The 13,006-nt window shown below is 66.2% G+C and carries 7 protein-coding genes, 2 pseudogenes and 1 riboswitch; of the genes and pseudogenes, 6 read left to right on the forward strand and 3 right to left on the reverse strand.

The window, feature by feature from the left end; translation table 11 throughout:
• Nucleotides 1–67 precede the first annotated feature (67 nt).
• Together XAXN_RS12305 and XAXN_RS12310 are read left to right on the forward strand one after the other, a co-directional pair.
• Entirely contained in the window at nucleotides 68–925 is an 858-nt protein-coding gene (locus tag XAXN_RS12305) for a fumarylacetoacetate hydrolase family protein (RefSeq protein WP_054319751.1), read from the forward strand.
• 209 nt (nucleotides 926–1,134) lie between these two features.
• Nucleotides 1,135–2,457 (forward strand): L-fuconate dehydratase, encoded by a 1,323-nt coding sequence (locus XAXN_RS12310; RefSeq protein ID WP_054319752.1) that lies wholly within the window; start codon nucleotides 1,135–1,137, stop codon nucleotides 2,455–2,457.
• A gap of 206 nt (nucleotides 2,458–2,663) precedes the next feature.
• Here the strand turns inward: XAXN_RS12310 and XAXN_RS12315 are convergent, their stop codons facing one another.
• Both XAXN_RS12315 and fucP read right to left on the reverse strand, forming a co-directional pair.
• Nucleotides 2,664–3,023: an L-fucose mutarotase gene (locus tag XAXN_RS12315; RefSeq protein ID WP_054319753.1), complete on the reverse strand. Its 360-nt coding sequence runs from the start codon at nucleotides 3,021–3,023 to the stop codon at nucleotides 2,664–2,666.
• Between the two features lie 2 nt (nucleotides 3,024–3,025).
• Entirely contained in the window at nucleotides 3,026–4,327 is a 1,302-nt protein-coding gene (gene fucP / locus XAXN_RS12320; RefSeq protein WP_054319754.1) for an L-fucose:H+ symporter permease, read from the reverse strand.
• A gap of 180 nt (nucleotides 4,328–4,507) precedes the next feature.
• On the opposite strand from fucP, the gene XAXN_RS12325 reads away from it, so the two are divergent.
• The 4 genes and pseudogenes from XAXN_RS12325 to XAXN_RS12340 all read left to right on the forward strand — a co-directional run bounded on the left by XAXN_RS12325 (nucleotide 4,508) and on the right by XAXN_RS12340 (nucleotide 8,999).
• Nucleotides 4,508–5,257, forward strand: a complete 750-nt coding sequence (locus XAXN_RS12325; RefSeq protein ID WP_054319755.1) for an IclR family transcriptional regulator — start codon at nucleotides 4,508–4,510, stop codon at nucleotides 5,255–5,257.
• Between the two features lie 125 nt (nucleotides 5,258–5,382).
• Nucleotides 5,383–6,518 (forward strand): annotated as a pseudogene (locus tag XAXN_RS12330) (helix-turn-helix domain-containing protein).
• A gap of 152 nt (nucleotides 6,519–6,670) precedes the next feature.
• Nucleotides 6,671–8,161, forward strand: a pseudogene (locus XAXN_RS12335) (S41 family peptidase).
• 79 nt (nucleotides 8,162–8,240) lie between these two features.
• Nucleotides 8,241–8,402, forward strand: a riboswitch (yybP-ykoY riboswitch).
• 12 nt (nucleotides 8,403–8,414) lie between these two features.
• A complete protein-coding gene (locus tag XAXN_RS12340) occupies nucleotides 8,415–8,999 on the forward strand; it encodes a manganese efflux pump MntP (protein ID WP_054319756.1) in 585 nt (194 codons plus the stop codon).
• Between the two features lie 182 nt (nucleotides 9,000–9,181).
• Here the strand turns inward: XAXN_RS12340 and XAXN_RS12345 are convergent, their stop codons facing one another.
• A complete protein-coding gene (locus tag XAXN_RS12345; RefSeq protein ID WP_054319757.1) occupies nucleotides 9,182–12,631 on the reverse strand; it encodes a hybrid sensor histidine kinase/response regulator in 3,450 nt (1,149 codons plus the stop codon).
• Nucleotides 12,632–13,006 lie beyond the last annotated feature (375 nt).

The raw sequence follows: 13,006 nt of genomic DNA on the forward strand, positions 1-13,006 counted from the left end.
CCCCCCCCCGATGCATGCGCGCTAGGTTTGCTAGCCGCTCCCCTTCTCCTCTGCAAAGGAAGACCGCATGAAACTCGTACGCATTGGCGCCGAAGGCCACGAACGCCCTGGCCTGATCGACAGCGAAGGCCGCATCCGCGACCTCAGCGGTGTGATCGACGATGTAGCCGGTGAGCATCTCACCAATGCCGGCGTGGACAAGCTGCGCGCGCTGGATGTGGCCACGCTGCCGTTGATCGAAGGCGATGTACGTTACGGCGCTGCAGTGGGCCGCATCGGCAAATTCATCTGCGTGGGCTTGAACTACGCCGACCACGCCGCCGAATCGGGCATGGAAGTGCCCAAGATGCCGATTCTTTTCATGAAAGCCACCACGGCGGTGTGCGGCCCCAACGACACGGTGATCATCCCACGCGGGTCGGTGAAGAGCGACTGGGAAGTGGAGCTGGGCGTAGTGATTGGCGACGTGGCGCGCGATGTGTCGGTGGAGGAGGCGCTGAACCATGTGGCTGGCTACGCAGTGATCAACGACCTGTCCGAGCGTGAATTCCAGCTCGAACACGGCGGCCAGTGGGTCAAGGGCAAGAGCGCGGACACCTTCGGCCCGATCGGCCCGTGGCTGGTCACCCGCGACGAAATCGCCGACCCGCAGAACCTGTCGATGTGGCTGGAGGTCAACGGCCATCGCTACCAGAACGGCAGCACGCGCACGATGGTGTTCGGCGTGGCCGAACTGGTCAGCCACATCAGCCGCTACATGACGCTGATGCCCGGCGATGTGATCAGCACCGGCACGCCGCCGGGCGTGGGCCTGGGCCAGAAGCCGCCGGTCTACCTCAAGCCGGGCGATGTGATGGAACTGGAGATCGAAGGCCTGGGGCGTCAGCGTCAGCCGGTGGTGGCGCATCCGCGCGATGCGGGTTGAGGCTCTCATCTTCCCAGAAACCTAGCTCGCCACGAGGGCGAGGTACGGTAAAGGCAAGCGGCAGTCGATGGTTCGACGCAACCTAAGCCCCTCTCCCGGTGGGAGAGGGGTTCAAGCGCGCTTCACTGCTGTCGTTTTCTTGACCCTTAGTTCTTCACCCATCTGTCTTCTGCCCGTTTTCACTCCCGCTTGCCATCGCCAGGACTTTCATGCGCACCATCATCGCCCTCGAAACCCACGACGTCCGCTTCCCCACCTCGCGCGAGCTGGATGGGTCGGACGCGATGAATCCGGATCCGGATTACTCCGCCGCCTATGTCGTGCTGCGCACCGATGCGGCCGATGACCTGGCCGGTTACGGCCTGGTGTTCACCATCGGCCGCGGCAACGATGTGCAGACCGCTGCGGTGGCAGCACTGGCCGAGCATGTGGTCGGCCTGCGGGTGGAAGATGTCATCGCCGATCTGGGCGCATTCGCGCGCCGGCTCACCAACGATTCGCAGCTGCGCTGGCTCGGCCCGGAAAAGGGTGTGATGCACATGGCCATCGGCGCGGTCATCAACGCCGCATGGGATCTGGCCGCACGCGCGGCGAAAAAGCCGTTGTGGCGCTTCATTGCCGAACTCACGCCCGAGCAGTTGGTCGACACCATCGACTTCCGCTACCTCACCGACGCGCTTACCCGCGACGAGGCGCTGGCGATCCTGCGCGATGCGCAGCCGCAGCGCGCGCATCGCATCGCCGCGCTGATCGAGCAAGGCTACCCCGCCTACACCACCTCGCCTGGCTGGCTCGGCTACTCCGACGAAAAGCTGGTGCGGCTGGCCAAGGAAGCGGTGGCCGACGGCTTCCGCACCATCAAGCTCAAGGTTGGCGCCAACGTGCGCGACGACATTCGTCGCTGCCGCCTGGCGCGCGAAGCGATCGGCCCGGACATCGCCATGGCGGTCGATGCCAATCAGCGCTGGGACGTGGGCCCGGCGATCGACTGGATGCGCCAGCTGGCCGAATTCGACATCGCCTGGATCGAAGAACCCACCAGCCCGGACGACGTGCTCGGCCATGCCGCGATCCGTCGTGGCATCGCGCCGGTGCCGGTCTCCACCGGCGAGCACACGCAGAACCGGGTGGTGTTCAAGCAGTTGCTGCAGGCCGGTGCGGTGGACCTGATCCAGATCGACGCCGCGCGCGTGGGCGGGGTCAACGAGAACCTCGCCATCCTGTTGCTAGCGGCCAAGTTCGGCGTGCGCGTGTTTCCGCACGCCGGCGGTGTCGGTCTGTGCGAGTTGGTGCAGCATCTGGCAATGGCCGATTTCGTGGCCATCACCGGCAAGATGGAAGATCGCGCCATCGAGTTCGTCGACCACCTGCACCAGCATTTCCTGGATCCGGTGCGCATCCGGCACGGCCGCTACCTGGCCCCGGAAGCGGCTGGTTTCTCCGCAGAAATGCATGCCGCCTCGATTGCGGAGTTCAGCTATCCGGGCGGACGGTTCTGGGTGGAGGACCTGGCGGCCAGCGCGAAGACCTGAGCCCACGTTCCCTCATCCGCCCTTCGGGCACCTTCTCCCGCTTGTGGGAGAAGGAAAAAAGGCGGTCTTCCCGCTTGCGGGAGAAGGAAAAAGCGATCGTCCCGCCTGCGGGAGAAGGGAGGGCAATGCTGCGACCTGCACCACCTCCAGCACCAATCACGCCCGCGGGAGAAGGTGCCCGCAGGGCGGATGAGGGCCACCCAGGCTCAGCGCTGCGCGTCGATCGCCTCGCTCAGCGCAAAGATCCGCCCGGCCTGCCGCCACTTCTCGCCTGGCGCACTGCCCGGCAGCGGCTTCTGAAACCGCCACATCAGCGCTTCCCACGCCTGGATGCGCGGGTCGGCTGCATCGCGCGCCGCTTTGGCGGCCGGGTCGTAGTCCTCGCCCACCTCCATCAGCATCACCAGCCGGTCGCCGCTGCGAAAGATCTCCAATTGCAGAATGCCCGCCTGCTGCAAGGAGGCCACCACTTCCGGCCATACCTCGGCGGGCTGATGCCAGCGCTCGTATTCGGCGATCAGCGCCGCATCATCGTGTAGATCCAGCACATAACAAAGACGCAGCATGCTCAGGCTCCTGCAACCACGGGCGCCGCGCGACGAGCGCGCAGCGCGAACGACAAAATCACCGCAAAGCACGCACCCGGCACGACCATCGCCCAGTGGATGCCGGCCATATCCGACACCGCGCCCATCACCGCAGTGAGCAAGGCCCCGCCGATGATGGACATCACCAGCATGGACGAACCCAGCTTGCGTGCATCGTCGTGCATGCCATCCAGGCCCAGCGCAAAAATGGTCGGGAACATCACCGACATGAACACGCTCGCCGCCACCAGCGCATACAAGCCGGTCCATCCGGGCAGTGCGATGGCCACCGCGCACAAGATCAGATTGATCACGGCAAAACTTGCCAACAGCTTGGCAGGTGCCAGATAGCGCAACAGCGAGGTGCCGATAAAGCGGCCGGCCATGAACAGCACCAGCGAGATGGTCAGATAGGTCGCAGCGGTTTTTTCCGGCGTGCCGGGCACTGCGTCCTGCAGATAGCGAATCAGATAACTCCAGATGCCGACCTGCGCGCCCACGTAGAAGAACTGCGCCACCACCGCAAACACGAACAGCCGGTTACGCAGCAATTCGCCGAAACGTGCGCGCCTGGGCGCAGCGGCGGTGTCTGCATCCGACGCGCCGCTGGGAAAACGCACCAGCGCGATCAGGATTGCCCACAACACCACCACCGCACCGATGATCAGGTAGGGCATCTGCACGGCCGCCGATTCGGTGGCGAAAAACGCCTCGCGCGCGGCCGGCGCCATCGCGGCCAGTTCGGCCGGGGTGTGCTCCACGCCGGAGAAGATGAAGTGCTGGCCGACCAGCACGCCGGTGATCGAGCCCAGCGGGTTGAACGCCTGCGCCAGGTTCAAGCGCCGCGCCGCGCCATCGGCCGGGCCGAGCACGGTCACCAGCGGGTTGGCCGTGGTTTCCAGAAACGCCAGGCCGCTGGCGATCACGAACAGCGCCAGCAGGAACAGCCAGTAGGTGTGCACCTGCACGGCCGGATAGAACAGGAACGCGCCGCACGCATACAGCAGCAGGCCCAGCACCACCGCGGCCTTGTAGCTGTAGCGGCGCATGAACATCGCCGCCGGCATCGCAAATACGAAATAGCCCATGTAAAACGCGCTCTGCACCAACCCGGCCTGCAGGTCGGTCAGTTCGAAGGCCTTCTTGAATTGCCTGACGAGGATGTCGTTGAGGTTGTTGGCCATGCCCCACAAAAAGAACAGGCTGACGATCAACAACAGGGGAACCATGGCGGTGCGCGCCAGGTTGCCGCGCGGCGACGCGGCAATGTCACTGTGATGCATGCGACCTTTCCCCTCCCAAGGCTGTGGCGCTTGCGTTGCAATCGAGCGAGCGTACTGCGCAGGCCAGCGCCATGCAAATATAAAATCTTTGTTTATATTTGCACGAAGATCCCTCCACCGCCGCCGTGCCTGCGATGCCTGTACCCTGGCGCGCCGCACCTTGCCTAGACCCGCAAACGGATGAGCACCGAACCCGCCAAGTACCGCGCACCCGCCCTGGACAAGGGGCTGGACATCCTGGAATTGCTCGCCCGCCAGGCGCAGCCGATGAGCATGGGCGCGATCTCGCAGGGTATCGGGCGCTCGCGCGGGGAAATCTTCCGCATGCTGCAGGTGCTGGAAGAGCGCGGCTACCTCACCCGCGATGGCGAAGGCGACTACGTGCTGACCAACCGCCTGTTCATGCTCGGCATGCAGCAGCCGCATGTGCAGAGCATCAGCGAGGCCGCACTGCCGGTGATGCGGCGCTTGTCCGATGCGATCTACCAGCCGTGCCACCTGGTGGCGCCGTCCGGCGACCAGATCGTGGTGATCGCACAAATGGACGTGCCCAGCGACCTGGGCCTGGTGGTCCGCCCGGGGCATCGCCGTCCGTTGACGCATTCCAGCTCCGGGCTGGTGCTGTTCGCCTTTCAGCAGCCGGAGGTGCAGGCACGCTGGCTGGACATGCTCGAGGCCAGCGAGGTGCCGTTCGAGCGCGCGCAGTTCCTGGCTGCCGCCGCGCAGACGCGCCGCGATGGCTATGCCATGCAACCCAGCGAGGCGGTGGTGGGGGTGGTCGATCTGACTGCACCGATCCTGCAACGCGGCAGTGCCACCTACACGCTCACAGTGCCTTTCATCGAACGGCGCCCTGCGCTGGTGAGCCCGCAAGCGGCGTTGCAGGCCCTGTGCGCGGCAACCGCCGAGATCTCCAGCGCGCTGCACTAGCCGCACGCAGAGCGAAGGCCGCGTCACCGCGGCCGGAACCTTGGCCGGAACAGCAGCGCCGCCGATGGCCCCTATACTTGGGGCGATCGACCACGCGGGATCGCATGTCCAGCATCACCTTCGGGATGTGGAGCACCATCCTGCTGCTCGGCAGCGCGCATGGCGTGCTCGGTGCGGGCCTGTTGCTGCTGGCGCCGGTGAATCGCATCGCCAACCGTTGCCTGGCAGCGCTGCTGCTGGTGGTGGTGGTGGCGCTGATCACGCCCTACACGCTCGGCTATGCCGGCGCCTACGACGCCTACCCGGACCTCACCTACGCCCCGCTGTTCTGGGAGCTGGCGATCGGCCCGCTGGTGTGGCTCTACGTGCGCCAACTGGCACGCCAGCAGTTGCCGCCGCGCTGGGCGCTGCATCTGCTGCCGGCGCTGCTGCAAGGCGGCTACTACACGTGGCTGTTCACCTGGCCGCTGCAACGCAAATGGGCCTGGGACGCTGCTGTCCAGGTGCCCTGGATCGCCCCGCTGCAAGATGCCCTGGTGCTGGCCTCGCTGGCGGTGTACCTGCTGCTGGCATGGCGCGAGTACCTGGCCTATCAACGCTGGCTGGAACACCACAGCAGCGCGCGCGAGGAACTGCGGCTGCCGTGGCTGCGCGGCTTTCTGCTGGCCGCCTCATTGCTGGTGGCGTTGCGGCTGGGCTTTACCGCCAGCGACCGCTTATGGCATCGCCTGTCGTACTTCGACGAGTTTCCGCGGTATCTGGCCACCGCCGCCCTGGTCTACTACCTGGGGCTAGAAGGCTGGCGACACGCCCGAGCACACTATCCGCCGCGGGATGCGCCGCAGGCGCTGGACTCGCCAACGCTTGCGTCCGCCCCGCCCCGCCTGTGCCTGTGCCTGCGCAGCCTGCAACGCCGGAGAAGGACTGGCAGGCACTGGGCCAACGCGTGGCGGCCCAGGTCAGCGCGCACGGCTGGTGGGGCGAGCCGGACCTCACCCTGCCCGAGCTGGCGCGCCGCATCGGCACCAACAGTAATTACCTCTCGGGTGCGCTCAACGAGGGGCTGGGGCTGACCTTCAGCGCCTTCGTCAACGCGCTGCGCATTGCCGAGGCACAGCGTTTGTTCGCAGGCAATGCGGACATTCTGTCCATCGCGCTGGCGGTCGGCTTCGGCTCCAAGGCCAGCTTTAACCGAGTGTTTCGTGCGCAGGTTGGCTGCACGCCCAGCGATTACCGGCGCACGCAACGTCCCACATCCTGAAAATCGCTTGGCGATTGGGCATTTGAGGCGCACGCCGCCGTGCGGTTGGGAATTGTCTCGACTCTCGCCAAGGAGTTGCCATGTCCCCTCGCATCCGCCCCCACCCGTTGCTGTTGTGGTGCACCCTGTTGTGGGGCGTGCTGTGCTTGCCCATGTGCCCGGCATGGGCAGCCCCGCCAGCGCCGCCGTTGAGCAGGGACAGCCAGCTGTCGGGCCCGGCGCTGCTGGCCGATATCGATGTGCTGCAACAGGCCTATGCAGCACTGCATCCGGGCCTGTATCGCGACGCCACCGAGCAGCAGGTTGCGCAACGCTTCGCCGCGCTGCGCGCCGAACTGGAACACGGCGCCACGCTCGGCCAGGCCTATCTGGCCATTTCGCGCCTGACCGCCAGCGTGCGCTGCGGCCACAGCTTCCCCAATTTCGTCAATCAACCCGCGCCGATCCAGCAGGCCCTGTTCCCCGGCGAGCAGCTGCTTCCGTTTCATTTCCGCTGGATGCAAGGCCGCATGGTCATCAGCCGCAATGGCTCGGACCAGCCCGGCCTGGTCCCCCGGCACTGAAGTGCTGTCGATCGATGGCGTTGCCACCGCGCAGATTCTGGCGGCCCTGATGACCGTGGCACGCGCGGACGGCAGCAACGACGCCAAGCGCGTTACCCAGATGGAGGTGCAGGGGTTTGCACGCATCGAGGCATTCGATGTGTATCTGCCGCTGCTGTTCCCACAGATTTCCGCTGACCCGGGTGCTGCAGGTACGCACGCCGGGAGCGAGCGCGCCACGCGCGCTACGGGTCAGCGGCATCCGACGCAGCGCAGCGCAATGCGATGGCGCCCCAGCGTGCACACGACAGCGCAGCGCCGGCATGGACGCTGACGATGGACTCGGCCGATCTGGCGATCCTGCGCATGCCGGACTGGGCGCTCTATGAGAGCCGCTGGGACTGGCACGCCTTCTTGGCGCGCCGCTTCGCTCGCCTTGACGAACGCCGCGTGCGTGCGCTGGTGATCGACCTGCGTGGCAACGAGGGCGGGCTGGATGTGGGCAGCGTGCTGCTTGGGTATCTGGCCGCAGGCGAGGTCGCTGTGCCGCCCGTGCGCAACTTGGTGCGCTATCGGCGCCTGCCCGATGCGTTGGCATCGTCTGTCACTACCTGGGATCGCTCCTTCCGCGACTGGGGCACGCGTGCGCGCGCCTACAACGCGCGTTTCTACATGCTCGATTCCCCACGCGGCGCGGCGGCGCAGGCGTACCTGCCACTGCGCACGCCGCACTTCGCCGGCCAGGTCTTCGTGTTGACCAGTGCCGAGAACAGCTCGGCCACCTTCGAGTTTGCACAACAAGTGCAGCGCAACGGCCTGGCCACGCTGGTCGGCCAGCCCACCGGCGGCAACCTGCGTGGCATCAACGGCAGTGCGTTTTTCTTCCTGCATCTTCCCAGCTCGCAGATCGAAGTGGACATGCCGCTGGTCGGGCAGTTTCCGATCAGCGCCCAACCAGACCGCGGCGTGCTGCCCGATGTGCCCGTGCACATCACGGCACAGGATCTGCAAGACCGTCGCGACGCGGAAATGGACATGGTTCGCGCCCTGCTGCGTGGTGATGGAACACCGCCGCAGGGCGACCGGAATGCGCCCGCATAGCCACGGCTATAAAGATCAGACCGACCTTCGCGTGTCGTGCAATCGCACCGAACGCGGCAATGCGTTGGTACACTGCGCGCCCCTTGGGGAGTAGCCTGCTTTCGTGCATCGAAAGCGCCTGCATCAACATACTCGGCCAGTGCGCCGTGGTGCAGGCAACCAGTTTCGGTTTGGCGAGACCAGCGGCATGCGTGCACGACGACGGTTGGCGCGGGCGCATGCCGTTGTGACCGTGCCCAACCCGAGAGTGTCGATGTCTCCTTTTTCCATTGTGTTGATCGGTTTTGCGATGTCGACCGATGCGTTCGCCGCGGCGATCGGCAAGGGCGCGGCAATGCGCAAACCGCAGTGGCGCGATGCGCTACGCGCCGGCCTGATCTTCGGCTGTATCGAAGCCATCACCCCGGTGATCGGCTGGCTGCTGGGCCGTGCCGCATCCAGTTATGTGTCTGCCTACGATCACTGGATCGCCTTCGTGCTGCTGGGCGCATTGGGCACGCACATGATCGTGGCCGGCCTGCGCAACGGGCCGGAAGATACCGAAGATGCAGCCTCCAAAACGCCGAAACGGCATGGCTTGCTGGGCTTGGCCACCACCGGCTTTGCCACCAGCATCGATGCGATGGCGGTCGGCGTCAGCCTGGCGTTTCTGGATGTGCACATCGGCGTGGTCGCGGTGGTGGTGGGCCTGTGCACCTTCAGCATGGTCACTGCTGGAGTGATGCTGGGCCGCGCGCTGGGCAATCTGATCGGCAAGCGCGCCGAAATCCTGGGTGGATTGATTCTGGTGATCGTCGGCAGCGTGATTCTTTACGAGCACCTGGGCGGTGCGGCGTAACATACGGCGGTTGGCGTAGGAACGCGCCTGGGCGCGACGGGCTTTCCTGGTAACGCCCCATCGCGCCCGGGTGCACTCCTACGCTGCATGGGCTTGCGACCCGCACGCGATCGGCATCATGGAATGCTTGATCGCTGCCGAGTGCATCCCCGCATGTCGCGGCGATGGTACCGCTGCACCTGTCAGCGTGTTTTGGCATCGTGGTAGGCGCTCAGGAACGCGCGTAACGACGCCGGCTTCACCGGCTTGGTCAGCAAGCGATAACCGCGTTCGCGCGCAAGCTGCTTGAGTTCGTCGCGGCCGTCGGCCGTGAGCAGGGCGCCGGCGATCGGCGCCGGTGCGGCGGCTTGCACGGCATCGAGCGTGTCCAGGCCATCCATGCGGTCGTGCAGGTGGTAATCCACGAGCATCAGGTCAGGCTGTTCGCGCGCACGTTCCAGCGCCTGATCCACGGTGCTGGCGGTGATCACTTCCACCTGCCAGCGACCAAGCAGCGCGCGCATGCCGTCGAGAATTTCGCGGTCGTTGTCCACGCACAGCACGCGCAGGCCGGCCAGCGAATCGCCACTGGGCGATGCACGTGCGGCCGTCACCGGCAAGAGCGGTGCCACCGGCACCGGCGCCACACGCGGCAACAGGATCGAGAACATGCTGCCGCGACCGACCTGGCTGCGCGCGCTCAGGTCGTGGTCGAGCAGGCGCGAGATGCGTTGGCAAATCGACAGCCCCAGACCCAGACCCTGCTCGCCCCAATCGAAGGGCTGCTGATAGCGGCGGAATTCTTCGAAGATCTGCCGCATGTGATGCTCGGGAATGCCCGGGCCGGTGTCCCACACCTGCAGCTCCACCTGCTGCCCGCGCCCGCGCATGCCCAGCACGATGCGGCCCTGGCGCGTGTAGCGCAACGCATTGGCCAGGAAGTTCTGCATCACCCGGCGCAGCAGGCGGCGGTCGCTGCGCACCCAGATCGCGCGCGCATGCACCTGTAACTGAAGACCACGGCTGGCCGCCACCGGCGCGTATTGCGCGGCCAGCTCGTGCATCAACGCGCTGGCGTCGAAATCCTCGACCGTGGGACGCAACCCACCGGCATCCAGGCGCGAGACGTCGAGCAGGCCATCTAGCAGTTCTTCGGCCGCACGCAGCGAGGCGTCCACGCGTTCGGTCAGATGCCGTTGTTCTTCGTTGTTCTGAAGGCTCTCGCGCAAGGCCGAGGCGAACAGGCGCGCGGCGTTGAGCGGCTGCAACACGTCGTGGCTGATGGCCGCCAGAAAGCGGGTCTTGGATTGTTGCGCCAGCTCGGCCTCGCGCGAGCGATCGGCCACGCGTTGTTCCAGATTTTCGTTGGCGTCCAGCAAGGCGCGTTCGGCGCGCTTGTAGTCGGTGATGTCGTTGTAGCTGGTGACGTAGCCACCGCCCGGCAGCGCCTGACCGCGCATCTCGATCACCTTGCCGTCGCTGCGGGTGCGTTCGAACACATGGGGCGAGCCGGCGCGCATATGCCGGATACGCCGATCGATCTGGTCTTCGATATCGCCCTCGCCCAGCTCGCCGCGCTCGGCGTTGTAGCGGATCAGATCGGTCACCGGCCGGCCCACGTACAACATGCCATCGGGATAGCCGAACAACTGTTGATAACGCCGGTTCCAGGCGGTCAAGCGCATGTCCGGGTCGACCACGCTGACCGCGGCGCTGATGTTTTCCAGCGTGGTGGACAGAATCTCGCGATTGAAGCGCAGTTCCTGGCCGGCTTCGTCCAGCACCGCCACTACTTCGCCCAGTTCCATGCCCGAACCGCGCAACAGGCTGGTGAGCACCAGGCGTGCGGAGGCTGCGCCGATGGCGGCGGCCAGCAGGCGTTCGGTGAACTGTACCCAGGCGCGGTCGGCCACCACGGTGGGTTGCAGTTCGCGTTCCAGCAATTGCGCCTGCTCCACGAACGCGCGCCGCGCATGCCGCTCGCCCACCACGCGTTCGGCCAGCGCCTGCAGGTCGCCAACCCGCACGTGCCCGGGCCACTCGCCGGCCACCGCCGGGCGATGCGCGTACGGGTCCAGGAACGGCGCTGCACGCAGACGCTCGTCCACGCCCGGACGCCAGCGCGCAGAGACCAGCATCATCGCGCCCACGTTGATCAGCAGCGACCAGAACGTGCCATGCGCCAGCGGGTCCCAGCCGCGCATGCCGAACAGCTGCTGCGGCTGCAGCCAGGGGATGCCGAACGGCCCGTCCACCAGCCAGTCCGTCTGCAGCCAGCCGGCGCGCGTGGCCGCCGGCAGCAGCAGCGTGTAGATCCAGGTCATGAAGCCGAGCGCCATGCCGGTCTCCACGCCCTTGCGGCTGGCACCACGCCAATACAGCCCGCCGATCACACCGGGCGCAAATTGCGCCACCGCAGCAAACGCCATCAACCCGTACGCAGCCAGCGTGGTGTCGTTGGCCACGCTGCGGTGATACCCGTAGGCAATGAGCGCCAGCAGCAGGATGGCGAAACGTCGGATCCACAACACGCGCGAGGCCACCGCCGCCCGCGCATCGGCGCTGCCGCGGCGACGCAGCAGCACCGGCATCACCAAGTCGTTGCTGACCATGGTGGCCAGTGCGATGCTGGCCACGATCACCATGCCGGTGGCCGCGGAAAACCCGCCCACATACGCCACCAGCGCCAGCACCGTGTTGCCCTGGCTGAGCGGCAGGGCCAGCACCACCGCGTCGTCGACCACCGCACTGCCCTTGCCGAACAACGCGATGCCGGCCGAGGCGATCGGCACCACCATCGCCGAGATGATCACCAGATAGGCACCGAAGAACCAACGCGCACGGCGGATATCGCCAACGTCGCTGCATTCGACCACCGCCACATGGAACTGGCGCGGCAGGCAGATCACCGCCAGAAAACTCAGCAGTGTCTGCGAAATGAAGCCCACCGACGGCGTGTGCTCGAACAGCGTGCGCGCCGAATCGGCGATATGCAGTTGGTGGTCGCTCAACCACAGCCACGCGAACAGCCCCACCGCCACGATGGCGACCAGCTTGATCACCGACTCCAGCGCGATCGCCAGCATCATGCCGCGGTGGTGTTCGGTGGCGTCGACCTGGCGGGTGCCGAACAAGGTGGCGAACAAGGCCATCAGCAATGCCACATACAACGCCGGGTCGGCGAAGATGCCGCGCCCGGCGCTGCTATGCCCGGTCAACACTTCCAGGCTCATCGCCACCGCTTTGTATTGCAGCGCCAGATACGGAAAGATGCCGATCAGCGCGATCACCGCCACCAAAGCGGCCAGCCGGCGCGAACGGCCGTAGCGCGAGGAGATGAAATCGGCGATGGAAACGGTATTTTCGGCGCGCGCGATCAGTGCCAGACGCTCGATGATGCGCCAGCCGAACAGCAGCAACAACAGCGGGCCCAGGTAGATCGGCAGGTACCCGATGCCGTTGCGCACCGCCGAGCCCACCGCGCCGTAGAAGGTCCACGACGAGCAATACACCACCAGCGCCAGGCTGTAGACCGCCGGCCGCAGCCACGGCCGCTCCGGATACAGCGGACGGCGGTCGCCCCACCACGCCACCCCGAACAGCAGCGCCGCGTAGCCAAGGGACACCAGCAGCAGCATCCAGCTCGAGACCAAGATGTCCTCCGACGTGGCGCAGCGCCAGCGGTGGAGTTTACGCAGTCGCGCACATTGGCGTTGCAAGCGCGGCATCCGGGCCGGGCGGGGCTGCCGTGCGGGTTGCACGGCCTGCGCGTGTCGTCCTGCCGGGCTGCTCAAGGCCTTGGTGGAAGGCGCTGCCGCCTCCTTGCCGGGCATTGCTCATCGCAGACGGGCACACATGCCCGCGCCCACCAACTGCGGACATGTCTGTGGTTGGTTTGCCGCCACCGGTGCGGCGCCCGTGGCCCTCACACATGCCGGCACGGTTGAATCGCGCCGCTGCCATCGCCGCGATTGGCAACAACATGGCCGCGAGAGACACCACCTGCGCCGCAATGCGGCGCGTCCCCC

It is taken from the genome of Xanthomonas axonopodis, assembly GCF_001304695.1.
Taxonomy (GTDB): Bacteria; Pseudomonadota; Gammaproteobacteria; order Xanthomonadales; family Xanthomonadaceae; genus Xanthomonas; species Xanthomonas axonopodis.